Source organism: Bacillus sp. WC2507, assembly GCF_052656125.1.
The window spans coordinates 4815111-4841225 of sequence record NZ_JBQXPN010000001.1 but is presented as its reverse complement, the minus strand read 5'-3'; the positions used below and the strand labels follow the sequence as shown (position 1 = coordinate 4841225).

Sequence of the window (26115 nt, the reverse complement as noted above, 5' to 3'; positions counted from 1 at the left end):
TTAAATATGCTATTCTTGAAAAAAGGGAGTTACATAGAGAAATGGAGCGATATAAATGAGCAAAATAGGGGTATGTAAGGTTGATATTACGCCGCCTGTAGGTATTGATTTTGTCGGATACCATAGAGAGACAGGAATAAATAATATTGAAGAGTGTATGTATGGGACAGTTTTTGTATTTGAAAAAGATGAAACGAAAACTGTGTTTATAAGTATTGATAATATTGGAATGTTAGTAGAAGATACAAATATGATTCGTGAACAAATAGCGAGAGAGCTTCATATACCATTTGAGCGAATAACTGTTGTTTATACACATACACATTCTGGTCCGGAAACAGTCGGTGATCATCCTTTAGTAAAGTCGTATAAAACGATTTTAGTAAATAATGTAGTGCACGGTGCTGTTACTGCGAATAACAACTTGAGTCCATGTGAAATTGGCTGGAGTGTTACGACAGGTGATATTGGGGTAAACCGAAGAGAGAGAACATCTGATGGAAGAGCGAAGATGGGAACAAATATAGAGGGTGTTGTAGATAAACGAATTGGCATGTTAGCAATAAGAAATGCTGAAACGAAGGAGCTATCTGGGATTATAGTATTTTGTACGGCACATCCGAATGTGTTAAAAGGTGATAGCGATGTATTATCAGCGGATTATCCGGGAATGACGAGAGAGATTCTTGAGAAAATCGTAAACTGTCCTGTTATTATTGTGCAAGGTGCTGCTGGCAATGTAAATGCAAAGTATCGCGGTTCAGGGGACGCATTAACACAAATGGCTTACACGCTTAGTGGACATGTATTAACGATGTTGCCAATAGTTACATATAGCCCAATTGTAAGTTTAAGGACAGTTTCGAGCACGATGCAAATGAAGTTGAAAGATATTCCTGAAATGAATGAAATACGAAGCATGGCTCAATTAGCTGAGAAGCAGTGGGATGTGAATACGGATGAATGGCTTGCTATAATTTTAGAGAAATATAAGCAAGGTATGCGGCAGTTAAGTATCGATTTAGAAATTCAATTGTTTCAAATGAATGATGGTATATTCTCTGGAATACCGATGGAACCTTTTTCAGAAACTGCTTTAGAAATGAAAGAGAGTCTTCAAAATGAACTAGCTTTCTTTGGTGGCTATACGAATGGATATATTGGTTACTTACCGACAAAAGAGGAGTATGCATATGGTGGATATGAAGTGGAATTAAATCCTGTTGTGTATGGTCCAGTTACAAACTTGTTGATGCCGCCAGAGGAGAATACGGCAGAGCTGATCGTGCAGAGAGTTACGGAATTATATAATGCATAATATATGGATATCCCATATATTTAAAACAAAATTTAAAGGAATCAATGATTTTAATAAAGCTGTAAAAAACGAATCCATTTTGAAAAAGAATAATCAAAGTGGATTCGTTTTTTATATGGAGTTTTTGTTCACCAAACAGGTCGTATGCTTGATGATAATTTCTCTGTATTTTCTTTAGTAACGAATGTTGTTAAATCTTCCTTGAGCATTTGCATTCGTTCAGTACCTATGTTTTCAATCCATCGTTGCTCTATTTCAGCTACTATTTCTTCTTTCGCTTTCATTACAGCTAAACCACGTTCGGTTAAAATAATGATTTTACCTCTTTTATCAGTAGGATGCTTTTTACGCGTGACATAACCACTGTTTTCAAGAGAATCGATCATTTTGCTTACAGCTTGTTTAGAAACTCCTAAATACTCAGCTAGTTCTATACCTGTTGCTCCATTAGGAAGGATTCGTTTGAACATAAAACCGTGTGCTGGCCTAATATCTTCAAATCCTAATTCACTTAATCTGTCATGTAGTTCAGTAATTAATGTGCTGAAAGATAATGATAAAAGTGAAGTGAGATCTAATTCGTTAAATGTTTGATGATCCATGTATATAACCTCCGCACTTGTAGTCAATTAAGTTGACTATCGGTAAGGTCTATTGTACTATACATAATATAGTCAATCAAATTGACTATATTATGTTGGTAGAACAAATAATAATTTATATAAATAGAATCAACGGAGGTTTCACATGGTTAATATTGTAAAAATTAGAGGGAGTGTATTTGCACCGTATGCGTTGCTGAAGCCTATTAAGGATGCTGCAACAGGAAGAGTTTTTGAATACGCTGGAGATGCACGTGAATTTACACCATTCGCTGTAAATACAAAGCGTTCAAGATTAGAACAAGAAGTGATTGTTGATTTTTATAAAAGAGAAATTTTCACATATGTAGATGCTTGCATCGTTACTGTGAAAATTACAAATTCAGATGGCTCAATTGAGTATCAAAAAGGAGAAACAAGTACAGAAAATATTGTATGTACTAATATCGTATGGGGCGAGGATGAAGTTTCATTTGAAATGAGAGCCAGTGCAAGTAATCCGTTAAATGCGGCGGCACCCGCAGCAGATTATTTTTTGACTATACGAGTTAATGAAAGTGGTACTGTGCATGTTGAAGGTGTACATGATGGTTTCCCTTGCTATGAATTTTATAAACAAATAGACTTTCGTTCATTTGAAAAAATATATACACATGATTTCAGAGAAACGGATGATACCCCAGCAGCACTAGCTGGAGAAATGGAATATAGCTTTAAAACGACAATCTAGATATAAATATAGCGCTATTTTTCAGAAGGAAGTAGCAAACGTAAAAGAGAAAGCTATTGATTATGGGAGCGAAATTGTGGTTTGTTTTACTCAATATTATGCAGTATTTAAAATAATATTATAGAGGTGTTTCTTATGACTAATATCGTAAAAATTAGAGCTAACGTATTTATTCCAATGTCTTGGACAGAACCAAGGAAGGATATGGAGACAGGAAAAACAATTCAATTCGAAGGTGATTCACGTGAATTTACACCACATGCGGTAAATACTATGCGCTCTAGAGTTGAGCAAGAGGTAGTAGTGGATTTTTATAAAGAAGAAGTGTTTTCATATGCGAACACGGGTATTACGACTGAGAAGGTTACGAATCCAGACGGTTCTGTGAATAAAAGAACAGGAAAAGCGAGTGCTGAAAATATTGTGTGTACTAATATCGTATGGAATCCTGATGGTGTGCAATTTAAAATGAGTGCGAGTGCAAGTAATCCATTAAATATATATGCACCTCCTGTAGATTATGTATTACATGTATGTGTGAAAAGGGATGGTAGTATTGATATTCAAGGAGAGCATGATGGATTCCCTTGTTTTGAATTTTATAAGCAAGTAGATTTCGGTTCATTTGAAAAAATATATACACATGATTTTAGAGAAACTGGTGATACAGCTGCAGCACTAGGTGGAGAAATGGATTATAGTTTTACAAAGAGTTTATAAGAAATAAGATAATAATGCAGTGTAGGTGAGAAATGCAAAAGTCAATAAAATCAATGGCTTTTGCATTTTTAATATACCTTAGAGGGTTTCAAAAAACAAAACCCTTTACAATATACCCTCAAGGGTATATGCTATTATACAAAGTTACAAAGTAATGTATAATATAGTTATAAATACGGAGGTGGTCTACAGTGGAATATAATCAAGATATGAAAAATAGATTGAAACGTATTGAAGGTCAAGTTCGTGGTGTGCTTCGCATGATGGAAGAGGGAAAAGATTGCCGAGATGTTATTACACAGTTAACTGCATCCCGTTCGGCGCTAGATCGTACAATTGGACTCGTTGTGGGAACAAATTTAGAGCAATGTTTACGTGAGCAGTTTGAAAAGGGTAATGGTTCAAATGAAGATTTAATTAAAGAAGCTGTTCAATTACTTGTAAAAAGCCGATAATCTGTCAAACATAAGTGTTGACAGATTTTCAAAAACATTTTAATATACCCATACAGGTATATGTATGTGAATTGTGGAGGAATCGACTATGAGTATAAAAGTGGATGTGAGTTTAGATTGTAAAGGTTTGGCTTGTCCGATGCCGATTGTGAAGACGAAGAAGGCGATGGAAGGTTTGATATCAGGGCAAGTGATTGAAGTTCAGGCAACGGATAAAGGGTCTACTATAGATATACAAAGTTGGGCGAATAAAGTAGGTCATCAATATATCGGTACGAAATACGAAGGTGATTTATTGATGCATTACGTTAGAAAAGCACACGAGCATGAAATGAATGAAGTAGTGAAATATCCTCATACAATTATGAATGCGGAATTGCAAGATATATTATTAAGTGGTGAAGAGTGCATCGTATTAGATGTTCGCGAAGCGGCAGAATTTGCTTTTGGTCATATTCCATCCGCCATTTCGGTGCCATTAGGTGAGTTAGACAGTGCTGTCTTAGATAAGGAGAAGCAAATTTATGTTGTTTGCAGAACAGGTAACCGTAGTGATGTAGCTTGTCAAATGTTGAAAGAGAAAGGGAATTCAAATGTGAAAAATGTCATTCCAGGTATGGTAGAGTGGCAAGGGAATATAGAGAAGTAAATTTTTTTAAATAAAAATATACCTATGGGGGTAATTATATGAGCGTTAAACCGTTATATGCAAAAGATGTTGCAGAGAAAATTTTATTCGGAGATTTGTTTATTTTAGATGTTCGTAATGAGACGGATTATGAAGATTGGAAAATTGAAGGAAAACAAATTTTTTCTATAAATAAACCGTATTTTGATTTGTTAGATGGTGTAGATCATATTGCAAGTGAATTGCCGAGGGAGAAAGAAATTTTAGTCGTATGTGCAAAAGAAGGTTCTTCGCAGTTTGTTGCAGAGCAATTGTTGGGGGCTGGCTTCCATAATGTTTTTTATTTAGCTGGAGGTATGAAAGCTTGGAGTGAATATGTGAAGCCGTTAAAAGTAGGAGATGTACAGGACGGAGGAAGCATATATCAATTTAACCGCCTTGGGAAAGGCTGTTTATCTTATATGGTCGTTTCAAACGGTGAGGCAGCAGTTATTGATGCAGTAAGAACAGTTGAAGCATATGAAGAGTTTGCGAAAGAGCAGGGCGTTACGATTACGAATGTAATGGATACACATTTACATGCAGACCATATTTCTGGAGGACGTAAGTTAGCTGAAAGAGTAGGTGGTACGTATTGGTTACCGCCAAAAGATGCGGAGGAAGTTGTTTTCTCATATGAACCGCTTGTTGAAGGATCTGTTATTACAGTGGGGGGTACCAAAATTGAAATTGACGCATTATACTCACCGGGGCATACGATTGGGAGTACATCATTTATTGTAGATGATTTCTATTTATTATCAGGCGATATTTTATTTGTAGATTCAATTGGGCGTCCAGATCTTGCTGGAAAGGCTGAGGATTGGGTGAGTGATTTGCGAGAAACTTTATATGACCGATATAAAGTATTATCTCAACAATTAATCGTGTTACCAGCTCATTATTCAAAAATAAGTGAAATGGATGAGAATGGTGTTGTGAGCGCAAAGTTAAAAGATTTATTCGCGTATAATGCAGGACTAAATATTGAGGATGAGGGAGAGTTTCGTAAAGTTGTAACAGAAAATTTACCACCTCAGCCGAATGCTTACGAAGAAATTCGTCAAACGAATATGGGGAAGATTCATCCGAGTGCGGATGAAGAGCGTGAAATGGAGATTGGTCCAAATCGTTGTGCAGTGCACGGATAATGAAAGAAATAAAAAACTGGAGGAATAGATGATGAATGTAAAACAAGTATTAGATGCGACAGGTTTAGCATGTCCAATGCCGATTGTAAGAACGAAGAAAGCGATGGATACGTTACAAACTGGAGAAGTGTTAGAAGTACATGTAACGGATAAAGGGTCAGTTAAGGATATTCCAGCGTGGGCGAATAAAGGTGGTCATGAAATCGTAAAGCATGTAGAAGAAGCTGATGTACTGAAATTTTGGATTAAGAAGGCGTAGTAGTTTTATAAATGTGGAGGGGTTGGTTATATGAATATAATATTGAGTACGCTTTTCATTGTATTTACTGCAGTGTTTGTTATTTCACGTTTTTTACCAGTGAAAGGTGTTCAAAATATAAATGGAAAAGAATTACAGAATATAGTGGGGAAAAAAGGGAAACAACTTATCGATGTTCGTACAGTAGGTGAATATAGAGGAAATCATATGAAAGGATTTCGGAACATCCCGTTAAATGAGTTAGCTAGTAGAGCAAGTCAGTTAGATAAAAATAAGGAAGTAATCGTTATTTGTCAGAGCGGGATGAGAAGTAAGCAGGCTGCAAAAGTATTAAAAAAATTAGGATTTCAGCACGTTATCAATGTTTCAGGCGGGATGAATGGTTTGTGAGGAGGAAATTTAAAATGAAAGAAATGACAGCAAAAGAATTAGAAGGAAAATTGTTACGTAAAGAGGCAGTAAATATTATAGATGTACGTGAAGTAGAAGAAGTAGCTGAAGGGAAAATTCTAGAAGCATGTAATATTCCACTAGGACTATTAGAATTTCGTATGCATGAGCTAAATAAAAAACAGGAATATATTATCGTTTGTCGTTCAGGAGGAAGAAGTGCAAGAGCAGTTCAGTTTTTAGAGAGCCACGGTTTTCAAGCAATCAATATGGTAGGTGGTATGTTAGCTTGGGAAGGTAAAGTCGTATAGTACAGAGGTAAATGATTTGAGCCTTTTTATAAACAATCAAATACCCCTATAGGTAATTGGAGGGAGAACAACATGGAACAACAGAAGAAAACAACAATCGTTTTATTTAGCGGAGATTATGATAAAGCGATGGCTGCTTATATTATTGCAAATGGTGCAGCGGCGTATGATCAAGAGGTTACTATTTTTCATACTTTCTGGGGATTAAATGCTTTAAGGAAAGATGAACATGTGAAGGTAAAGAAAACTTTTATAGAAAAAGTATTTGGAAAAATGATGCCGCGCGGAGCTGATAAGATGGGATTATCAAAAATGAATTTTGCAGGTATAGGACCAAAGATGATTAAAGGTATTATGAAAAAACATAATGCGATGCCTTTACCAGATTTAATAGACTTGGCGAAAGAACAGGGGATTAAACTTGTAGCTTGTCAAATGACAGTAGATTTATTAGGGTTAAAAGAGGAAGAGATTATGGAAGGGGTAGAGTTTGCAGGAGTAGGAGCTTATTTAGCAGATGCTTCGGATGGGAATGTGAACTTATTCATTTAAATCACCTTCTTTTTAGAAGGCGGGGGATATAAGGTGAGTTTAGTCGTATTACTTTTTATAATTGGGTTTATAGGATCGTTTATATCAGGAATGGTTGGAATTGGCGGTGCGATTATTAATTATCCGATGATCTTATACATTCCGGTATTGCTAGGGTTTGCGGGATATACATCACACGAAGTGAGTGGTATTACAGCGGTGCAAGTATTCTTTGCAACTTTTGCAGGGGCATGGGCCTATCGGAAAAGTAATGATATGGATAAAACACTAGTTGTGTATATGGGAGCTAGTATATTAATAGGAAGTTTCATAGGTAGTTTTGGTGCGAATGTATTAGAGGAACATACGGTCAATGTTGTTTATGCAGCGTTAGCCACAATTGCTGCTATTATGATGTTCGTACCGAAACGAAATAATGGTGATGAAGTGAAATATAATAAATGGTTAGCAAGCTTGTTAGCATTTATTGTAGGCGGAGCATCAGGCATTATAGGAGCTGGAGGTTCGTTCCTTTTAGTTCCGATTATGCTAGTTATTTTAAAATTACCGATACGTACAACAATAGCAACTTCTATCGCTATTACGTTTATTTCCTCAGTAGGGATTACGACTGGAAAAGTGATAACTGGGCAAGTAGTTGTAATTCCAGCCCTTATTATTGCGGTTGCAAGTATCTTTGCTGCGCCGCTTGGAGTGCGAGTTGGGAAAAGGGTCAATCAAAAAGTACTGCAATATATGTTATCGATTTTGATTGTAGGCACTGCTGTTAAGATGTGGATTGATATGTTATCGAAATAAAAGGATGGCGCTGCTTGCAGCCCATCCTTTTATTTATGCCCAAATAACTTTCATTAAGTTTTTATATTCGTCATTTGCTAATTTATATAGCATTCTCGTATGTTCAAAGACAAGTGCTGGATTGAAATTTGGTTCTGAGAATGCAAGAGATGCTGAGATATCAATTGCATTTTGCTTGTTTAGCGTGAATTTTGCAAATCGATAAGATGTGTTTAGTTCATTAATGACATGCAAAATATCATTTGTTGATGCTTCATTAGGTACGTGAGCAACATTGAAGCAGTATATATCCACAGTAGGATGTTCGTTTTGGAAAGCAGCGATAAGTTGGATTTTTGCTCCAGCTTCTGTCTCTAAACCTACTGAAAAATGAACAGAACCATCATTTTCATCTATATTTTCTTCCATGTATATATCGTTTGATTTTAAGTAGTCTTTAAAATCTGAGATGTTATGTTTTACTGCAGCTTTCATATGTATGAGCCCCCTGATAATTGGAATAGATTGCTACTATTTATTATAATTTAAAAATATTAAAAAAGATAGTTAGAAAGTTCTGATTTTTGATTGTGGAGAAATAAAAAGAAGCAGTACTCTACCTCCATAGAGAACTGCTTCTTTTTTATTCATTGTCGTTAGACGATGTTTCTGTATCTTCATTGTTATTTTTATTCTTATTTTTCACTTCATTGTTACTTGATTCGCGTTCACTTGAATTTTCAGACTTAGACTCTTTTGTTTTCTCTGTGCTTGTTTTCTTTGAATCAGAGTCTGTTTTTGTATATGCAGGTAATCCAAGGTGAGCACGAAGTTCGTTTGTAACATTTGCTAATTCTTTTTTATCTGGATTGTAGTAATATGTTCGACCACCACCAGCAGATTTGCTGCATGTATCGTCACCTTTTTCCATATAGCAGTCGTCACCTTGAATTTGTAATTTCTCAATTGAAGAATCCGCTCCATACTTATAGAATGAAAGCATATCATCGAATGTTAAGTTTGTAACGAATTGTCCGTTAATATCATCAATGATGTTGCCAACTTTTGTTACAGAGCCAACGCTTGTTAGTTTCTTTAAAATAGCTTCAATAACGAGCTGTTGACGTTGTCCACGCATTGCATCACTATCGATGTGTCGCGTTCTAGCAAGTGCAAGCGCTTCTTCACTATTTAGCTTTTGAACACCTTTTTTCAGGTGAATTGCATCAGCATTGTCGTTACTATCTTGTTCAGTAAATTCAACTGGTACATCGACTTCAATGCCACCTAAATCGTCGACAATTTTCATAAATGATTTGAAGTTAAACTTTACAAAGTAATCAACAGGAACGTTTAGTAATTTTTCAACTGCATCAATACTTGCTTGTGGTCCACCATCTTTTCCGTTTTTAGTAGAACCGTATGCATGAGCGTGTGTAATTTTATCTTTTTTCTTTTCCACTGGAATATAAGTATATGTATCTCGTGGAATACTTAATAGTTTTACAGTTTTGCTATCTTTATTAAACGTTGCAAGTAATAGTGCATCCGTTCTTATAGCTTCACCATATTCTTTCCCGCGGACATCGCTTTCATCAACACCCATGACTAAGACAGAGACATTGTTTGCGATAGGTTTTACAGCTTTATCACGTAAATCAGATTTATCACCGCGTGCTAAATCGTGTGCGGCATTTCGAACAGCAGAAGATGCTTTATTTACTAAAAACCAAGTATAACCGCCACCTATTATTAAAAAGAATAGAATAACGCTTATAATAATTTTTGTTTTTTTCTTACCTTTTTTCGGTTTACTGCGTGTATTTTCTTGCAAAGATGGGTTTTGCTCCATTTCTTGTACTCCTTCATTTGGATTGAAATACGACACTCATATCCACTTATTATAATGAAATTTGACGAAAAAAAACATTACAAATCATTTACATTTCGTAAAAATTCAATATATTTATAAAAAGTCAGATTTTTTATATTTTATTTTTGAGATGTAGAATAAGTATAAGTTGTTTTAGTGGAAATGAAAATATGTATTATGAGAAAGTAATAGAGAAGTAAGATTTGTTGAAATATAGCCAAGAAGAAATGAGTAGGTTTACTTGTTTCTTCTATATAATAAAGTGAAACTTTAATCAGTGGCGGTTTTGTTCATCTCCCACTGATTATTAGTTGAACCAATCGGGCGTTTACGGGCAGTTGATCCCCAACTCACTTCTTTGCTTCCGCTGAATTTTGAGGTGGGGGTCTTACTGCCCGTTAATGCGGGATAAAGAAGAATTTTACGGATAAAGGAGATTACATAATGAATCATACATCATTCCGAGCAATCGTTGTGAACGAAACAGATAGTAAACAATTTGTCAGAAACGTTGTAGAGAGAGAAGTAAGTAGTTTACCTGAGGGGGAAGTATTAATACAGGTTCATTATTCTTCATTAAATTATAAAGATGCTCTTTCAGCTACTGGTAATAAAGGTGTTACGAGAACATATCCTCATACACCAGGAATTGATGCAGCAGGAGAAGTTATGAGTAGTGAAGATGAAACCATTAAGGTAGGAGATAAAGTCATTGTAACGGGTTATGATTTAGGTATGAATACTTCTGGTGGTTTCGGAGAATATATTCGCGTGCCAGCATCTTGGATTATCCCTTTACCAGAGGGAATGTCATTAAGGGAAAGTATGATGTACGGGACAGCAGGTTTTACAGCTGCTTTATCAGTATATAAGCTTATTGGAGCAGGCATAACGCCTAGTATGGGAGATGTTCTAGTAACGGGTGCCACAGGCGGCGTAGGGAGTGTAGCGGTTAGTATTTTAAGTAAGTTAGGATTTAACGTAGTAGGAGCGACAGGGAAAATGGAAGAGGAACAGATGCTACTACGTTTAGGAGCGAAAAAAGTGATTCATCGCGCGGAATTGAATGATGAATCAGGAAGACCGATGCTAAAAGGGGTATACGCCGGGGTTATCGATACTGTAGGTGGACATATGTTAGAAACAGCTTTAAAAACGGTAAAGTATGGTGGTTGTGTAACGACATGCGGTAATGTGGCAGGACAGGAATTACAAACAACAGTATATCCGTTTATTTTGCGAGGGATAAGCCTTTTAGGAATAGATTCTGTGCAATGCCCAGTGGATGTAAGAAGAGATGTGTGGACGCTTTTAGCAAGTAAATGGGAAAATAAAGAGCTATTATCTTATACAGAAGAATGTACATTAGAAGAGTTAGATGAGAAGTTTACACTTATATTGCAAGGGAAGTTAAAAGGAAGAACAGTTATAAATATGAAATAAAAAAAGAGACGCTCAAGTTAGCGTCTCTTTCCTATTATAATGATTGTTTTAAATTAATCTTTCCTTGTTCACCTAGAACACCGTCAGCAATATTTACAGCGTGATCACCGATACGCTCTAAGTTACTTACCATGTCAACGAAGATGATACTTGCATCGCCTGAACAGCTACGTTCGTTTAGACGTATTACGTGACGTTTGCGAAGAACACGTTCCATTTGGTCAATTTTACGTTCTTTTGCAATAACAGTTTGAGCTAGTTCAGTATCGAAGTTTGTTAAAGCTTCGACTGCGTCTTGTAATGTTGAAATTGTTAATTCAAGCATTTCATTTAGTTCAGCTAGTGCTTCATCCGATAGGGAAACACGGTTTGAAATTTGGAAATCTACAAGTTCTACAAGGTTTTCTACATGATCACCAACACGTTCAATATCTCCAACAACACCAGCTAAAATAGAATGCTTCTCAGAATCTGCTGATGAAAGTGGTTTTTCTGATAGTAAAACTAAATACTCGGTAATTTTTTTATCTAAATTGTTAATAGCGCCTTCTAATTGAGTAGCCATGTTAGCGTGTTTTTTGTCTTGTGTATTTAAAAACTGGTTTGCTTCTTTTAATCCATCTAATGAAAACTCCGCCATACGGATAATCTCTTTTTGAGCTTCTGTTAAAGCAATAGCTGGAGATTGTTCAATAAAGATTGGATTTAAATGTTGTGGTTTGAAGTTAATCGATGCATCTTCACCACGAATGATTTTTGTTACAATCCAGGCTAATACTGCAATGAATGGGAATTGAATGATTGTATTCGTTACGTTAAATGTTCCATGTGCGAATGCAATTGTCATTTCTGGATTTAAATTTAATGACGTTTGGAAATATTGAATTAAATTTGTAAATGGTATTAATATGATCGTAAAGATAATGGTACCGATAATATTAAAGATAACGTGGACTAATGCTGCACGTCTTGCAGCAATTGAAGTACCGATTGCTGCTAATATTGCTGTAATTGTCGTACCGATGTTATCACCGAATAATACAGGAAGGGCAGCTTGTAAATCGATTGCACCTTGACCGAATAATTCTTGTAAAATACCGATTGTTGCGCTTGAGCTTTGTACAATTAAAGTGAACACTGTACCGACAATAATTCCTAAAATTGGATTATCACTCATGCTAATCATTAAATCTTGGAATGACTCTAAAGAACGAAGAGGTTTCATACCTGCGCTCATTAATTCTAAACCGAAGAATAACATACCAAAACCGAATACAACTTGACCTACAGAATGTACTTTTTTATTTTTAAAGAAGAATAGTAAAATCGCTCCAACTGCCATAACTGGGAGAGCGTATTCTCCGATTTTAATTCCGATAATAAATGCAGTAACTGTCGTACCGATGTTCGCACCCATAATAACACCGATTGCTTGTCTTAATGTCATAAATCCGGCACTTACAAGTCCGACTGTTAAAGCTGTTGTTCCTGAACTTGATTGGATTAATACAGTAACTAACATACCTGCTAGTACACCCATAAGTGGGTTTGTTGTAAAGCGATCTAAAATATCGCGAAGACGATCTCCAGCTGCTTGTTGCAGTCCATCGCCCATGTATTTAATACCGAATAAGAAAATACCTAATCCACCAACGAACTGGAAGATCATTTCTTGAACATTATATTCCACGCATTCCACTCCTTAAATTTCATGTACGCTGTAATTATTAACTAAACCTTGAGGTACTGTAAACGGTTTGCTAGTAAAATTTACACTAAATTTACAAAGAGATAAAAAGTTTACAAATCTTTAAAGAAACACCTGGATTTAATTGGTTTTTTAGATGATATATCTAATCAGTTTGTAAAAAAGTCACAGTTGTCACACTATTCTTGGATAGTAAAAATAGGAGAGGTTCAGCTTATTCATACTAATAGTTCTTTGCATATTTTTTGATTAAAGTTAGAAAAATATGTAGGGGAAATGGGGAGGTTTGAAATGGATTTATTTAATGAAAGTAAAAAACGATTACATTATTTTAAACTGTTTTCTTTTGAGATGCTCGCAACAATAAAAAAGAGCAATTCGCATATGAATTTGCCCTGTTTTTTTATGTTGAAAAAGTTTGAGTACTTCGTATTGTAAAACTATGTGCAGTGTTCTTCTTTTATTAGGAGTGTTCGTTATGTTTCACATTTATGACGACATTTCCCTTTTTGTGTCCTTTTTCTACATATATATGAGCTTCAACAATTTCCTCAAAAGTATATTGCCTATCAATGATCACTTTTATTTTACCGTTCTCAACAAGTTCTTTAAGGAAATTTAATGCTTCGGAAGTTTCAGGTGCGTTTTGACTTAATATGAGTTTCATGCGACTTGTCAATTTAGTCCAGAGCATTTGAGCACTTGGTAACGGTTCAACGATATTTATATAGGTACCATCTTCCTTTAACATTTTAATACACTCTGAAAAGGAGCTCCTGTTTACCGCTTCAAAAATAACATCATACGTTTCGTCTGTAGTAGAAAAATTTTTTGTGGTGTAATCAATTACTTCGTCAGCTCCTAGAGATTTGACCAATTCTAAATTGGAGCTACTGCACACACCTGTAACTGTTGCGCCGAAATACTTGGAAATTTGTACTGCATAACTTCCGACACTTCCAGAAGCTCCGTAAATAAGAACGTTTTGGCCGCTTCGAACATTAGCTTTCCTTAGGAAAAATAAGGCTGTACGTGCTCCAATTGGGATGGCTGCAGCTTCTTCATAGGTTATATTGGAGGGCTTCGTGCATACTGGTCCATCTTCAGATATACAAATATACTCAGCATAAGAACCGAAATTTGCTTGGGTAGCAGCAAAAACTTGGTCTCCTGCTTTAAAACGCGTAACGTTTTTTCCTACTGATTCAACTTCACCAGCTAATTCCATTCCGAGTATTTGTTTTTTCGGTTGTTTGAAACCAAGTGCGATTCGAGCAGGTAGCCAAACAGAAGAGGGAACTGTAAAACTTCTTGAACGAATATCTCCTGCTGTTACGGTTGTCGCTTTTATTTTTACTAGTATTTCATTGTCCTTAGGAGCAGGTTTTTCTATCTCTTTCAGTTGAAGAACGTCGGGGGGACCGTATTTTGTGTACACTATTGCTTTCATTAATATTTCCTCCAATTCGTTCTATATATTAATATCATACGAACAACATGAATAAATAGAACAGTGGTTCACTCTTCAATACAATGCAAAAAGCAGTGTGATTTTTCTTAAGAATCCACTGCTTTTTGTATTTGTGTATATATGATTTTCTTAGTCCAAGCATCTCAAAAAAGAATGAATTAGCATTATCCAACAGCTTTTTCGTTTGTTGTATCTCCCTGTTTTTGCTTCCGTAAGCTTGTGATGTAAATGAACAGGAAAGCAATAAGTAATAGAGAGGAATAACGATATACAGTTGCGTAGTTTGTAAAATGTGCAATGAATCCAAAAATAATCGCGCCAGCGCCAATTCCAAGGTCAAATGCGGAGAAGAATGTAGCTGTTGCAACTCCTCTTCGGTGCGGTGCTACTCGGTCGATCATCCATGCTTGTAGTGCAGGCTGAATCGCTCCAAAACCACTTCCGTAGCATGCTGCTGCAATAATTAAACTCGGAATTGTAGTTGTATACGACAGTAAAATAATACCTGTAAACGTAATGATAACTCCTGGAATAATAACAAATGCATGACCTTTCGCGTCATATAATTTTCCAGAAAACGGACGAGTGACAGCGATTGCAAGTGCATTAAATAAGAAGAAAAGGCTTATATCAGCAATTCCGACTTCCGTAGCAAATAATGTAATAAAGCTCCCGATTCCTCCGTACATTAATGTAATACATAATATTAATAATGAAGGAAGTAAAGCTTTGCGCTCAATAAATCCATCGAGAAAGGTACCAGATGTTTGCTGTGGTGGTTGTGGCGATTTTTTGATTTGAAGTAGTTTCGTTAATATTAATGAAACAATTGTACAGGAAAGTGCACATAAAAAAAGAATCGTGAAGTTATATGTTTGCATAAGCCAAAGTCCGATCAGTGGACCGAGCGCCATTGCAATCGTTCCGGAAAGACCGAAATATCCCATGCCTTCACCGCGGCGAGCTTGCGGAATTAAATCTGAAACGACAGTTCCATATGTAGTCGTTGTAATACCAAAACCAGCTCCGTGTAAAATTCGAACGGCAAGCAATAGGAAGACAGTTGAAGCGAAAAGATAACTACCCATAGCGAGTAAACAAATAGCAGTACCGATCATTAAAATGATTTTTTTATTGAATTTTTGCAAGGCGTTTCCAGTTAGCGGTCTAACAAAAAGTGCCGCCACGGTAAACATACCGACAACAAATCCGATATTGGAACTTGTGCCACCAATTTCTTTCACATAAACAGGTAAAGTAGGAATTAACATTTGAAATCCTAAAAACATACATAAGTTTGCTAGAATTAGCGCAAAAAACTCTTTCGTCCATAACGGTTCTCGTTTTACGAGTATTGCCTCTCCCATATATTCATCCCCTATATAAAATTTTCCCGCTATTCGCGGGCAGTAAAACTTCCACCTCAAAATCCGGCTGGAGCAAAGAAGTTAGGTGGGAGTCGATCTGCCCGTAAACGCCCGATTGGTGAATGCTAATAATCAGTGGGGGATGAACAAAACCCCCACTGATTAAAGTTTCACTTTATCTCTGTTCTTTCGAGTATATGTATTGGTCAATGTAACAGTCAAGGAAGGTGCCTTGAAAACGTACAACAATTTTCGAGGTGAAAAAACTGACAAATTTGTGGAAAGACTACACAACTATGAAAAAAAGATGTAAAGTATAGATGTATAGACTAGTAGTTGTTATGAGTGATAGAAATTGTTTTTTCTTTAACGAAAGCGGATTCAAAAGGTAGTGGAAGAGAAGGGGATATATACTTTTTCGCTACATATATTTGAAAAGGTTTACAATATGATGAAGAAAGAGGCGTGTACATATGAGACGATTAGGTATTTCTATTTATCCAGAACATTCGACAGTAGAGAAAGATAAGGAATATTTAACATTAGCAAGTAAATACGGATTTACTCGTGTATTCACATGTTTATTATCTGTAGATGGTGAAAAAGAGAAAATTATAGAAGAGTTTAAAGAAACAATCTCTCATGCAAATGCATTAGGGTTCCAAGTATTAGTTGATATTAGTCCGTCTGTTTTTGAACAACTAGGTATTTCATATAATGATTTATCGTTCTTCCATGAACTAGGTGCGTACGGTATTCGTTTAGATGTTGGATTCTCTGGTTTAGAAGAATCGATTATGACTTATAATCCATACGGCTTAAAAATTGAGATTAATATGAGTAACGGTACGAAGTATGTAGATAACATTATGAGCCATAGACCAAATCGTGAAAATTTAATTGGTTGCCATAATTTTTATCCACATCGTTATTCAGGATTATCATACGATCATTTCATTAAATGCTCGAAACAATTTAAAGATTACGGTATGAGAACGGCTGCTTTTATTTCATCATTTGATGCAACATACGGACCTTGGCCAGTAACAGAAGGTTTATGTACGTTAGAGCAGCATCGTGAATTACCGATGACAACACAAGCGAAGCATTTATTTGCGACAGAATTAATTGATGATGTCATTATTGCAAACGCTTATGCATCAGAAGAAGAATTACAAACACTAGGTGCATTAAATAAAGAGAAACAAACATTTGATATAGAGGTATATGATACAACGACAGAACTAGAAAGAATTATCGTATTAGACGAACCTCATTTTTACCGCGGAGATGTATCTGAATATATGATTCGCTCGACACAAAGTCGTGTGAAATATAAGAAAGAAGAGTTCAAACCGCATAATACACGCGAAATTAAGCGTGGCGATCTTTTAATTGATAATGAGCAATATGGTCAATATAAAGGCGAATTACAAATTGCTTTAAAAGATATGGTGAATACAGGAAAAACAAATGTAGTTGGCCGAATTGTGGAAGAAGAAATTTTCTTATTAGATTATTTACAAGCGTGGGATAAATTCGGATTTACATTAAAGAAATAGAGAGAATATAAAGGGGAAAAACTACTGATTTCAGCAGCTTTTTCCCTTTATCTATAAAGAGCGAGAGGAAGAGCTATGACAAAGGTGCATCAGCGATTAATTTCTATTTTAGAAGAGTTTTTAGACGAGAAATCGATGTTAAATCGAGCTTTTTTAGCGAGCCGTTTACATGTATCAACGAAGACGATTCAAAAAGATATAAAATTATTAAATGATATATTGGAAGAACACGGAGCGAAAATTGAATCGCAAAGAGGGACTGGATACGAACTAGAAATTATACAAGCGAAGAAGTTTGAAGAGTTTTGCGTGAGTCTATTTCAAAAACAGACGGAAAAGATCCCAACTTCTTATCAAGAAAGGATAGCGTACATTCTGCAGCGTATTGTAACGACAGAGGGATATGTGAAGCTTTCACAGTTAGCAGAGGAGATTTATGTAAGTAAATCGACTGTAAATTTAATTATGAAAGATGTTACAGATATATGTAGTCGTTATAAATTACAAATTGAAAAGAGACCGTATTATGGTATACGTATTGTGGGAGAGGAGTTTCATATTCGTTCTTGTTTATCACAATATGGTTTACCGCGTTATGACCATACTCCGTTTCATGAGCAATTTGAGCAGAGTGATACATATTTATCGTTACCTCATATACCGCTTATCCGTTCGGTTATATTAAAGTATATCGAGGGAGGAACGATATATTTATCAGATATTGAAATTGATAATTTAGTCATTCATATTGCAATTGCATTAAGGCGTTGTGAAGATCAACATTATATAAAAGGACTGAATGCGGAGCAAGCTGAACTTATCATAAAGAAAGAATATACAATTGCGAAAGAGATTTTAGGGGATTTAGAGAATGAGTTGCATCTTTCATTTCCAGAAGAAGAAGTTTTATATGTAACAATGCATGTATTAAGTACTGCTGTTACAGCGAAAGATCGTTATGAAAATGTGGAAGAATTATTAGGGAAAGATTTATATGCATTCATGCAACATATTCTTTTTAAAGTAGCGGAAGAACGGAATCTTATTTTTTATTATGATGAAGAATTATTATTTGGATTTGGTGTTCATTTAAAAACGTTATTAAACCGTTTGAAGTATAAGTTAAATACGAGAAATCCTCTTTTGGCAGAAGTGAAAAAGAATTATCCTTATGCTTTTGAAATTGCGGTTCTCGTTGGAGATATAATTGGTGAATATACGGGAGAATCGATTTCGGAAAGTGAAATTGGTTATATTGCGATTCACTTCGGCGGAGCGATGAGTCGTTTACAGGAACAGAACCAAAAGAAAAGATGTTTATTAGTTTGTGCGACTGGTCAAGGAAGCGCCCAGCTATTGAAATATAAAATTCTATCACAGTTCCGAGATAAATTAGAAATTGTAGGGATTACAGGCTATTATCAATTGAAAGTAGAAGACCTTTATAAAGGAAAGATAGATTGTATTATTAGTACGATTCATATACCGAGTGGTTTGCCTGTACCAGTTATAAAAGTGAATTCAATATTTGATGATAAAGAGATTAAATCGATTGGTCAGCAGTTGTTTACGCATGTGAATAATAGTGTGCAGCAATATATGAAGGAAGATTTGATTTTCTTAAATTATAGCGCTTCTACGAAGGAAGAGGTTATCCAATTTTTATGTGAGAAAGCTGCTGAGAAAAATTATGTACCAGAAAACTTTTATGATTCTGTTATAGAAAGAGAAAATACATCTCCGACAGCGGTTGGGAATTTAGTTGCGATTCCTCATCCGATGCAGTTATTAAGTGAGAAAACTTTTTTGATGTTTTGTACACTTGAGAAAGCGGTTGAATGGGGAGATAAGAAAGTACAAGTTATTATTTTATTTAGTGTAAAGCGCAATAATAATGAAGATTTACAAAAGCTTTATGATTTTTTATATGATATTATGTCTAGTCAAAGTGCGATAGAGAAATTAACGCAGGCTAAAGGAATTGAAGATTTTCAAGAGGTATTACTATCTATATAAGAAAAGTATGTAAAAACTTCCGTTACACAACGGAAGTTTTTTATGTTTAATTGTATGCGTTTTCATAATAAGATAAAAATATAGAAAAAAGATAGCTTGGGGGAATTTAAAATGACTGATATGCAAACTCCATTTGCGTTAATTTTACATGGTGGTAACGCGAGAAGCGCGGCGCTTGAAGCAATTGCTTTTGCAAGACAAGGAGATTTTGAGAATGCGAGTGAAAAAATGACAATTGCTAGTGAAGAAATTACAGCGGCTCATCGTATTCAAACAGACTTAATTCAAGAAGAAGCGAGAGGAAATCATGCAGAAATCAGTTTACTGTTAGTGCATGCACAAGATCATTTAATGAATGCAATTACAGTGAAGGAACTTGCTGCAGAATTTATTACTCTTCATAAACGAGTGGAAGAGAAAGTGACAGTATAAGATGTACATTTTATTATGTTGTGCAGCAGGCATGTCGACGAGTATGGTTGTAAGAAAAATGCAAGAAGAGGCAATGAAACAAGGGAAGGATTATAAAATTAAAGCAGTGGATTCAGAACTTGTGAAATTAGAAATAAAACATGCTGATGTTGTTTTAATCGGGCCACAGGTGAAGTACTTGTTTCCAGCGGTACAGTTTCTTGCGAATTCATACGATATACCGGTTGCAATTATAGAACAACGAGATTATGGCATGTGTGATGGTTTAAAAGTACTGAAACAAGCAGAACAATTAGTTTTAGCATAATTATATTTTTTTAAATATAAACATTATAATGTTATAACTTTATTTTGTTCTTTCGTAGTAAAGAGAAAGAGGAGGGGTATTGATGAATGGTTTTATGAGTTTTATGGAACAAAAGATTATGCCAACAACGCAAAAAATTGCAGGACAACGACATTTATTAGCAATTCGAAACGGAGTTATTTCTACATTGCCGTTAACGATTGTCGGATCATTTTTCGTTATCTTTTTAAATTTACCAATTGATGCATATATGGAGTGGATTGCACCGTTTCGCCATATTTTAGATATTCCATTCCGATTTACAGTAGGTTTAATGGCGTTATACGCAGCATTTGGGGTAGGGGCTTCACTCGCGAATTTTTACCAGCTCAATCAGTTAAGTGCAGGGTTATTATCTGTACTCGCCTTTTTACTAGCATCAGTTGAACCAATTCAAATTACGAAAGCTGTACCAGGTGTTATTGATGCGGGAAGATACATTTCAGTAGGAACATTAAGTGCAACGTCTTTATTCGGCGCAATTGTTACAGCATTAATTGCAGTAGAAATTTATCACTTTATGATTAAACATAATATCTCAATTAAATTACCAGACAGTGTACCACCAGCAGTTGCAAACTCGTTTGCAGCATTAATTCCAACTTTAGTCGTTATTCTTTTATTCTGGGGCATTCGTTACGGTTTAAAATTTGATGTGAATACAACAATCACATATTTAATCGCACCACTAAAATCAGTATTAGTAGGAAATAATTTATTCGGCGGTTTATTAACGGTATTCTTAATCGTGTTCTTCTGGTCATTCGGTATACATGGACCTGCGATTTTAGGACCAATCATTCGTCCGATGTGGGATTCAGCAATTCTTGAAAATATGGAAGTATTCACAGCTACAGGAAATGCACATCAATTACCAAACTTATTTACAGAGCAATTTATTCAATGGTTCGTATGGATCGGTGGATCAGGCTCAACGTTAGCTTTAGTTATTATGTTTATGTTCTCTAAATCTAAGTTCCTAAAAGAGTTAGGTAGATTATCATTCGTGCCAGGTTTATTCAATATTAACGAACCAATTATTTTCGGGGCACCAATTGTAATGAACCCAATCTTAATTATTCCGTTCGTTATTACACCGTTAGTTACAACGACAGTATCATATTTCGCAGTTGTTTCAGGTATGATTCCGTTGATGATGGCGAAATTGCCATTTACGATGTTAGCACCAATTGCAGCGATTATTAGTACAGACTGGACAATTATGGCTGGTGTACTTGTACTTGTTAACTTTGTTATCTCATTCGTTATTTACTATCCATTCTTCAAAATGTATGAGAAACAACAATTAGCAGGAGAGGAGAAAACAGAATGCTCGGAGCAATTATCATCTTAATTACATTCGTGGCGGGGCAGTGTATCGCACATTATTCCAAATGGGTACAAAGTAAATCTTTATTCGTTTTACTACTAGTATCAATTTTATTTATCGGTAGTTCAATGGGTGCATATGTAATGCTAGGCTTGCAATCACCGTACGTTATCATTGTACCGACAATTTTATGTGCAACATGTTTATCTGCAAAATATCGATTTACAAGTATGGCATTAATACAACGTGTGAAGGAGATGCAAAAGCATGGAGCGTAAATTAGGAATTTCACTTTATCCAGAGCATTCAACGAAAGAAAAAGATATGGCATACATTTCGGCAGCGGCACGCCACGGTTTTTCAAGAATATTCACATGTCTATTATCTGTGAATCGTCCAAAAGAAGAAATTGTAGCTGAATTTAAAGAAATTATTAATCATGCAAAAGATAACAATATGGAAGTTATTTTAGATGTAGCTCCGGCAGTATTCGATCAACTTGGTATTAGCTATAGTGATCTATCATTCTTTGCAGAGTTAGGTGCAGACGGTATTCGTTTAGATTTAGGTTTTGATGGATTAACAGAAGCGAAAATGACGAATAATCCGTATGGCTTAAAAATTGAACTGAACGTAAGTAATGATATTGCATACTTAGAAAATATCCTTTCACATCAGGCGAATAAGCCAGCTTTAATCGGTTGTCATAACTTCTATCCGCAAAAATTTACTGGACTTCCGTATGATTATTTCATTCGCTGTAGTGAACGCTTTAAAAAACACGGTATTCGCACAGCAGCATTTATTACGTCACATGCAGCTGAAATCGGTCCATGGGATATTAATGACGGATTATGTACGTTAGAACAACATCGTAACTTACCGATTGAAGTACAAGCGAAACATTTATGGGCGACAGGGCTTATTGATGATGTTATTATCGGAAATGCTTATGCGAGTGAAGAAGAGTTAGAGAAACTAGGAAACTTAAATCGTTACATGTTACAGCTAAAGGTACACTTTGTAGACGAAGCAACTGAAGTAGAGAAGAGAGCAACACTGCAAGAATTACACGTAAGACGCGGCGACATAACAGAATATATGGTACGTTCTACAGAAGTGCGTAAAAAATACAAAGACTATGACTTCCCAGTGCGCGAAAGCGTACGACAGGAAAGAGGGCAAGTTGTAATTGGGAACAACTCATTTGGTAAGTATAAAGGCGAACTGCAAATCATTTTAAAAGAAATGCCGATAGATGAACGGAAAAATATTGTCGGTACAATTGCGGAAGAAGAGTTATTCTTACTAGATTATGTAGGAGCTTGGACACAGTTTACTTGTGTGGAATAGGGAAGAGAAGGAGGTTGTCCAAATTTTGGGCAGCCTTTTTATTATAAAGTATTTTTTTAATGTCAAAGTTTGTCGGTAAATCGATATCTTTTGTCGAACCGTTGATATATTATAAGTTACGATAGATATATTCGGAAAATCGTTGATATATTGTAGGTTACGATAGATATATTTGAAAAATCGTTGATATAATTTCATTTACTGTGACATTTTTATGAAAAGAGAAGGAACGCAAAAAGAGTCAGCCTCAACAATGAGACTGACTCTTTTTTTATATAGTAATTAGTTTAAAATCTTTACTGTAACTGTTTTACGTCCCCAGTTACTTGATGTACCTTTGTCTGGCATTAAAACGTCGATTTTATTTCCTTTAATAGCTCCACCAGTATCACCAGCGATTGCTACTCCGTAACCTTCAACCCATACTTTTGAACCTAATGGAATGACACTTGGATCAACTGCGATTAGTTTCATGTTTGGATTAGCTGTTAAGTTGTGACCTAAAGCTGATTTTACTTGGTCGCCTGCTTTATAACCATTTTCAAGTGGATCTGCTGTGTAAGCTGTTGCTACAACGCGTAACTCACGAGAAGATGATGGTGCACTTGTTTCAGTTTCTTTTGCAACAGGTTGTTGTGTAGCTGGTTTTTGAGCTTTAGCAGCTTCACGAGCTTTAGCAGCTTCTTGAGCCTTAGCAGCTTCTTGAGCCTTAGCTTCTGCTTGAGCTTCAGCTTCTGCCTGAGCTTTAGCAGCTTCACGAGCTTTAGCTGCTTCTTGAGCTTTAGCCGCTGCTTGAGCTTCAGCTGCTTCTTGAGCTTTAGCAGCTTCACGAGCTTTAGCTGCTTCCTCGGCCTTAGCTTCTGCTTGAGCTTCAGCTTCTGCCTGAGCTTTAGCTTCTGCTTGAGCTTTAGCAGCTTCACGAGCTTTAGCCGCTTCTTGTGCTTTAACTGCTGCTTGAGCTTCAGCTGCTTCACGAGCTTTAGTTGCTTCCTGAGCTTTAGCTTTTGCTTGCGTTTCAGCTACTTCCCCGGCTTTAACTGCTTCACGAACTTTAGCTGTATCTTGAACTTTAGTTACTTTTTCAACTTTAACTGCTGGTTGAACTTTAACTGGAGCTTTACCTGTTAAGTAAGGAACATGAACATAAGCTGTTTTTCCGTTATATTCAAATTGAATCCAGTCATTTTGCACTTGGTGTGTTGTTTCGATTACATCATCTTGTTTCAACTTACCAAGAATTTCTGAGTCTGTGTTTGCACCAGCACGTACGTTTAATACGTTTGCTGTTACATAGTAAGTGTCTTTTGTATAGTCAGCGCTTATGAAAGCTTCTTTACCGCTATTCAATTTAACTTTTGACCATCCGTTTTCTGTATGTAAAACATCTACTTTATATCCATCTAATAATTTTCCTACAACTTTTGATTCAGTAGTTGGGTTTTCTCGTACATTTAGTACATCAGTCGTTACGATTGTTTCTGCTTTAGCAGATGTTGTGAAAATCCCAAGACCAAAAACCGCTGCTGTTGCTATACCCATAAATTTTTTCATAATAGCCTCCATTGCATTTGTTTTCGTTGACCTCATTATAGCAACCATTATTTTCTTATTTGCGAAAAACATAGAATTACAAAGCTTTCGTAACGGGGCATTAATATTCTGTAATAATTCCAGTAATATCCTAAAAGCGCTTTCTTATAGTTTTTAGGGGAGGTTTGAGCATACGATACATAAAAAGGGGAGTATTTCAATTTCTAATAGGTTAATAATGTTTCTGTAGCGTTACACAAATGTTTCTGTGGTGTTACAAAAATAGCGTGTTTTGTTGTTGGAACAGGAAAGTAGTTATGTAAAAATAACTATTTTAGTTGTGGAGAAATATAAATGAGGTGAAAATCAATAAAAAATCACCATAATTGTTACAAAATAAGTCGAGGTATGGAAAAAATTACGCCTTGATTTTAGGTCATCACATATTATTTTTGCAATAATAGGATTCTATAATAGCTTTAGTAGGTTAAAATAATTAAAGGTGTTGATAACGTGAAACATATATAATAGAAGAAACACGATTTAATAGATAAACAAAAACGTAGGAGTGTAAACTCCTACGTTTTTGTTTATTCATATCGTAAACATTCAATTGGATCAAGTTTTGCAGCTTTGTTAGCTGGCAGTAAACCGAATATAATACCGATTAACATTGAGATACCTACTGCAAGAAGTCCAAGTTCTTTTGAGACAACGAGTGGCCATCCAGCAAAGATTGAGACAATCCAAGCGAAGAAAATACCGAGCATGAATCCGATGAAACCACCGAGTCCTGTTAAAATACAAGATTCGATTAAGAATTGTGTTAATACTTTACCGCGCGTTGCACCAAGTGCTTTACGAATACCAATCTCACGTGTACGTTCTGTTACAGATACAAGCATAATGTTCATTACACCGATACCACCAACAAGTAAGGAGATAGCAGCAATACCACCGAATACCATTTTCATCATACCGATGGATTCATCTAATTGCTTCGTAAATTCACCTAAGTCTTGTGCTTCGAATTTGTGCTCAAATTTAGGAGCTTTCATTTCGTTTAAAACAGAAACGGCTTGTTTTTCTACACTTTTACGTTCTGCTGGAGAAACGAGTGTTAATTTTACTGAGTCATACTCAGTTACTCCTGAAATTACAGGGGCATTTTCAAGTGATGTATAACCTTCTGACATAGCCATTCCAAACTCATTTTTCGTTTCGTACACACCGACTACTTTATAAGGTTTTCCTTTTATATCCGTGTATAAATTTGATTCCCAGCCATTAAATAGTTTATTGAAAGCTTCTTCATTTAATATAACAGCAGGAGCTGCTTGGTTTAATTCGCTGTCGTTTAATTCGCGACCGTGAACTAATTTTATTTTCGAATCTGTCATAAAGGCGCCTGTTCCACCTTTTAAATCAAGGGAGACATCTTTTGAACCAGAAGAGGCTTTTACTTTCATACTTACATCTGGATACACATCTTTAACGCCTGGTACAGTTTGAAGACGTTTCAGCATATCGGCTGTAATTTTGGCGTTGTCTGGTCCATAATCAGGGTTTTTGTAGTAAATCGTTACTTCATTATCTTTTCCTTGGCCTAACTCTTTCTTAAACTTTGCGTTTGTACCATCACCCATTGAAATGATAGTAATAATGGCACTAATACCGATAATAATTCCTAGCATCGTTAAGATAGAACGCATTTTATGGGCAAAGATAGAGGAAAGGGCCATGCGTATATTT

At 35.7% G+C, this 26115-nt stretch carries 27 protein-coding genes; 19 read left to right on the top strand and 8 right to left on the bottom strand.

The genetic code is table 11. The features are described 5' to 3' along the window. Positions 1-55: 55 nt before the first annotated feature. Positions 56-1318, top strand: a complete 1263-nt coding sequence (locus ACUN28_RS25525) for a neutral/alkaline non-lysosomal ceramidase N-terminal domain-containing protein (RefSeq protein WP_016089233.1) — start codon at positions 56-58, stop codon at positions 1316-1318. Positions 1319-1446: 128 nt separating this feature from the next. On the opposite strand, the gene ACUN28_RS25520 is transcribed toward ACUN28_RS25525, so the two are convergent. Next, on the bottom strand, positions 1447-1920 hold the full coding sequence (locus ACUN28_RS25520; protein ID WP_016089232.1) for a MarR family winged helix-turn-helix transcriptional regulator: 474 nt from the start codon (positions 1918-1920) through the stop codon (positions 1447-1449). A gap of 145 nt (positions 1921-2065) precedes the next feature. On the opposite strand from ACUN28_RS25520, the gene ACUN28_RS25515 reads away from it, so the two are divergent. The 10 genes from ACUN28_RS25515 (at position 2066) to ACUN28_RS25470 (ending at position 7953) form a co-directional block, all read left to right on the top strand. Then, positions 2066-2650, top strand: a complete 585-nt coding sequence (locus ACUN28_RS25515) for a DUF3238 domain-containing protein (RefSeq protein WP_016089231.1) — start codon at positions 2066-2068, stop codon at positions 2648-2650. Between the two features lie 135 nt (positions 2651-2785). Beyond that, a complete protein-coding gene (locus tag ACUN28_RS25510) occupies positions 2786-3370 on the top strand; it encodes a DUF3238 domain-containing protein (RefSeq protein ID WP_016089230.1) in 585 nt (194 codons plus the stop codon). Between the two features lie 191 nt (positions 3371-3561). Further along, a complete protein-coding gene (locus ACUN28_RS25505; protein ID WP_016089229.1) occupies positions 3562-3825 on the top strand; it encodes a metal-sensitive transcriptional regulator in 264 nt (87 codons plus the stop codon). 73 nt (positions 3826-3898) lie between these two features. After that, entirely contained in the window at positions 3899-4474 is a 576-nt protein-coding gene (locus tag ACUN28_RS25500) for a sulfurtransferase TusA family protein (protein ID WP_176539373.1), read from the top strand. A gap of 38 nt (positions 4475-4512) precedes the next feature. After that, positions 4513-5643 carry an MBL fold metallo-hydrolase gene (locus tag ACUN28_RS25495; RefSeq protein ID WP_016089227.1) on the top strand — a complete coding sequence of 377 codons (1131 nt, stop codon included), beginning with the start codon at positions 4513-4515 and terminating at the stop codon, positions 5641-5643. Between the two features lie 28 nt (positions 5644-5671). Continuing rightward, positions 5672-5902 (top strand): sulfurtransferase TusA family protein, encoded by a 231-nt coding sequence (locus tag ACUN28_RS25490; RefSeq protein WP_016089226.1) that lies wholly within the window; start codon positions 5672-5674, stop codon positions 5900-5902. Positions 5903-5932: 30 nt separating this feature from the next. Further along, the gene (locus ACUN28_RS25485) at positions 5933-6292 is read left to right on the top strand and encodes a rhodanese-like domain-containing protein (RefSeq protein WP_016089225.1); all 360 of its coding nucleotides are present in this window, start codon (positions 5933-5935) and stop codon (positions 6290-6292) included. Positions 6293-6306: 14 nt separating this feature from the next. Then, on the top strand, positions 6307-6603 hold the full coding sequence (locus tag ACUN28_RS25480; RefSeq protein ID WP_016089224.1) for a rhodanese-like domain-containing protein: 297 nt from the start codon (positions 6307-6309) through the stop codon (positions 6601-6603). A gap of 72 nt (positions 6604-6675) precedes the next feature. After that, a complete protein-coding gene (locus tag ACUN28_RS25475; RefSeq protein ID WP_016089223.1) occupies positions 6676-7155 on the top strand; it encodes a DsrE/DsrF/DrsH-like family protein in 480 nt (159 codons plus the stop codon). Positions 7156-7188: 33 nt separating this feature from the next. Continuing rightward, positions 7189-7953, top strand: a complete 765-nt coding sequence (locus tag ACUN28_RS25470) for a sulfite exporter TauE/SafE family protein (RefSeq protein WP_016089222.1) — start codon at positions 7189-7191, stop codon at positions 7951-7953. Between the two features lie 33 nt (positions 7954-7986). On the opposite strand, the gene ACUN28_RS25465 is transcribed toward ACUN28_RS25470, so the two are convergent. Together ACUN28_RS25465 and ACUN28_RS25460 are read right to left on the bottom strand one after the other, a co-directional pair. Next, positions 7987-8427, bottom strand: coding sequence for a hypothetical protein (locus ACUN28_RS25465; RefSeq protein ID WP_016089221.1), 441 nt, complete (start codon positions 8425-8427; stop codon positions 7987-7989). 148 nt (positions 8428-8575) lie between these two features. Further along, positions 8576-9784, bottom strand: coding sequence for an LCP family protein (locus ACUN28_RS25460; RefSeq protein WP_016089220.1), 1209 nt, complete (start codon positions 9782-9784; stop codon positions 8576-8578). A 465-nt stretch (positions 9785-10249) separates the two neighbouring features. On the opposite strand from ACUN28_RS25460, the gene ACUN28_RS25455 reads away from it, so the two are divergent. Continuing rightward, entirely contained in the window at positions 10250-11248 is a 999-nt protein-coding gene (locus tag ACUN28_RS25455; RefSeq protein ID WP_016089219.1) for a YhdH/YhfP family quinone oxidoreductase, read from the top strand. A 34-nt stretch (positions 11249-11282) separates the two neighbouring features. Here ACUN28_RS25455 and ACUN28_RS25450 read toward each other — a convergent pair whose 3' ends face one another. The 3 genes from ACUN28_RS25450 to ACUN28_RS25440 form a co-directional block, all read right to left on the bottom strand. Further along, entirely contained in the window at positions 11283-12938 is a 1656-nt protein-coding gene (locus tag ACUN28_RS25450; protein ID WP_016089218.1) for a Na/Pi cotransporter family protein, read from the bottom strand. A gap of 481 nt (positions 12939-13419) precedes the next feature. Further along, positions 13420-14406, bottom strand: a complete 987-nt coding sequence (locus ACUN28_RS25445; RefSeq protein WP_016089217.1) for an NAD(P)-dependent alcohol dehydrogenase — start codon at positions 14404-14406, stop codon at positions 13420-13422. Positions 14407-14591: 185 nt separating this feature from the next. Beyond that, positions 14592-15794, bottom strand: a complete 1203-nt coding sequence (locus ACUN28_RS25440) for an MFS transporter (protein ID WP_016089216.1) — start codon at positions 15792-15794, stop codon at positions 14592-14594. A gap of 473 nt (positions 15795-16267) precedes the next feature. Here ACUN28_RS25440 and ACUN28_RS25435 point away from each other — a divergent pair, with 473 nt between their 5' ends. From ACUN28_RS25435 to ACUN28_RS25405, 7 genes are all read left to right on the top strand, one after another. Beyond that, complete coding sequence (locus ACUN28_RS25435; protein ID WP_016089215.1) at positions 16268-17356, top strand: DUF871 domain-containing protein; 1089 nt, start codon at positions 16268-16270, stop codon at positions 17354-17356. 75 nt (positions 17357-17431) lie between these two features. Then, positions 17432-19372 carry a BglG family transcription antiterminator gene (locus ACUN28_RS25430; RefSeq protein WP_016089214.1) on the top strand — a complete coding sequence of 647 codons (1941 nt, stop codon included), beginning with the start codon at positions 17432-17434 and terminating at the stop codon, positions 19370-19372. A gap of 111 nt (positions 19373-19483) precedes the next feature. Continuing rightward, positions 19484-19804 carry a PTS lactose/cellobiose transporter subunit IIA gene (locus ACUN28_RS25425; protein ID WP_016089213.1) on the top strand — a complete coding sequence of 107 codons (321 nt, stop codon included), beginning with the start codon at positions 19484-19486 and terminating at the stop codon, positions 19802-19804. Between the two features lies 1 nt (position 19805). Then, positions 19806-20111, top strand: a complete 306-nt coding sequence (locus ACUN28_RS25420) for a PTS sugar transporter subunit IIB (RefSeq protein ID WP_033659631.1) — start codon at positions 19806-19808, stop codon at positions 20109-20111. 82 nt (positions 20112-20193) lie between these two features. Beyond that, positions 20194-21504 (top strand): PTS sugar transporter subunit IIC, encoded by a 1311-nt coding sequence (locus tag ACUN28_RS25415; protein ID WP_001013048.1) that lies wholly within the window; start codon positions 20194-20196, stop codon positions 21502-21504. Then, entirely contained in the window at positions 21480-21758 is a 279-nt protein-coding gene (locus tag ACUN28_RS25410; RefSeq protein WP_016089211.1) for a hypothetical protein, read from the top strand. Before ACUN28_RS25415 ends, ACUN28_RS25410 begins: the two co-directional genes overlap by 25 nt. Beyond that, positions 21748-22833 (top strand): DUF871 domain-containing protein, encoded by a 1086-nt coding sequence (locus ACUN28_RS25405; RefSeq protein WP_016136523.1) that lies wholly within the window; start codon positions 21748-21750, stop codon positions 22831-22833. Before ACUN28_RS25410 ends, ACUN28_RS25405 begins: the two co-directional genes overlap by 11 nt. A 282-nt stretch (positions 22834-23115) precedes the next feature. On the opposite strand, the gene entC is transcribed toward ACUN28_RS25405, so the two are convergent. Further along, the gene (gene entC, locus ACUN28_RS25400) at positions 23116-24507 is read right to left on the bottom strand and encodes a cell wall-binding protein EntC (protein WP_033660039.1); all 1392 of its coding nucleotides are present in this window, start codon (positions 24505-24507) and stop codon (positions 23116-23118) included. A 446-nt stretch (positions 24508-24953) separates the two neighbouring features. After that, positions 24954-26105 carry an ABC transporter permease gene (locus tag ACUN28_RS25395; protein ID WP_431154278.1) on the bottom strand — a complete coding sequence of 384 codons (1152 nt, stop codon included), beginning with the start codon at positions 26103-26105 and terminating at the stop codon, positions 24954-24956. Positions 26106-26115: the final 10 nt, after the last annotated feature.

Excerpts from the sequence above, each read along its gene's own strand:
- ACUN28_RS25490 (WP_016089226.1), top strand. The coding sequence starts at position 5,672 with ATGATGAATGTAAAACAAGTATTAGATGCGACAGGTTTAGCATGTCCA.
- ACUN28_RS25435 (WP_016089215.1), top strand. The coding sequence starts at position 16,268 with ATGAGACGATTAGGTATTTCTATTTATCCAGAACATTCGACAGTAGAG.
- ACUN28_RS25460 (WP_016089220.1), bottom strand. The coding sequence starts at position 9,784 with ATGGAGCAAAACCCATCTTTGCAAGAAAATACACGCAGTAAACCGAAA.
- ACUN28_RS25475 (WP_016089223.1), top strand. The coding sequence starts at position 6,676 with ATGGAACAACAGAAGAAAACAACAATCGTTTTATTTAGCGGAGATTAT.
- ACUN28_RS25455 (WP_016089219.1), top strand. The coding sequence starts at position 10,250 with ATGAATCATACATCATTCCGAGCAATCGTTGTGAACGAAACAGATAGT.
- ACUN28_RS25395 (WP_431154278.1), bottom strand. The coding sequence starts at position 26,105 with ATGGCCCTTTCCTCTATCTTTGCCCATAAAATGCGTTCTATCTTAACG.
- ACUN28_RS25425 (WP_016089213.1), top strand. The coding sequence starts at position 19,484 with ATGACTGATATGCAAACTCCATTTGCGTTAATTTTACATGGTGGTAAC.
- ACUN28_RS25440 (WP_016089216.1), bottom strand. The coding sequence starts at position 15,794 with ATGGGAGAGGCAATACTCGTAAAACGAGAACCGTTATGGACGAAAGAG.
- ACUN28_RS25430 (WP_016089214.1), top strand. The coding sequence starts at position 17,432 with ATGACAAAGGTGCATCAGCGATTAATTTCTATTTTAGAAGAGTTTTTA.
- ACUN28_RS25495 (WP_016089227.1), top strand. The coding sequence starts at position 4,513 with ATGAGCGTTAAACCGTTATATGCAAAAGATGTTGCAGAGAAAATTTTA.
- ACUN28_RS25520 (WP_016089232.1), bottom strand. The coding sequence starts at position 1,920 with ATGGATCATCAAACATTTAACGAATTAGATCTCACTTCACTTTTATCA.
- ACUN28_RS25445 (WP_016089217.1), bottom strand. The coding sequence starts at position 14,406 with ATGAAAGCAATAGTGTACACAAAATACGGTCCCCCCGACGTTCTTCAA.
- ACUN28_RS25515 (WP_016089231.1), top strand. The coding sequence starts at position 2,066 with ATGGTTAATATTGTAAAAATTAGAGGGAGTGTATTTGCACCGTATGCG.
- ACUN28_RS25420 (WP_033659631.1), top strand. The coding sequence starts at position 19,806 with ATGTACATTTTATTATGTTGTGCAGCAGGCATGTCGACGAGTATGGTT.
- ACUN28_RS25415 (WP_001013048.1), top strand. The coding sequence starts at position 20,194 with ATGAATGGTTTTATGAGTTTTATGGAACAAAAGATTATGCCAACAACG.
- ACUN28_RS25510 (WP_016089230.1), top strand. The coding sequence starts at position 2,786 with ATGACTAATATCGTAAAAATTAGAGCTAACGTATTTATTCCAATGTCT.
- ACUN28_RS25480 (WP_016089224.1), top strand. The coding sequence starts at position 6,307 with ATGAAAGAAATGACAGCAAAAGAATTAGAAGGAAAATTGTTACGTAAA.
- ACUN28_RS25410 (WP_016089211.1), top strand. The coding sequence starts at position 21,480 with ATGCTCGGAGCAATTATCATCTTAATTACATTCGTGGCGGGGCAGTGT.
- ACUN28_RS25485 (WP_016089225.1), top strand. The coding sequence starts at position 5,933 with ATGAATATAATATTGAGTACGCTTTTCATTGTATTTACTGCAGTGTTT.
- ACUN28_RS25465 (WP_016089221.1), bottom strand. The coding sequence starts at position 8,427 with ATGAAAGCTGCAGTAAAACATAACATCTCAGATTTTAAAGACTACTTA.
- ACUN28_RS25525 (WP_016089233.1), top strand. The coding sequence starts at position 56 with ATGAGCAAAATAGGGGTATGTAAGGTTGATATTACGCCGCCTGTAGGT.
- ACUN28_RS25405 (WP_016136523.1), top strand. The coding sequence starts at position 21,748 with ATGGAGCGTAAATTAGGAATTTCACTTTATCCAGAGCATTCAACGAAA.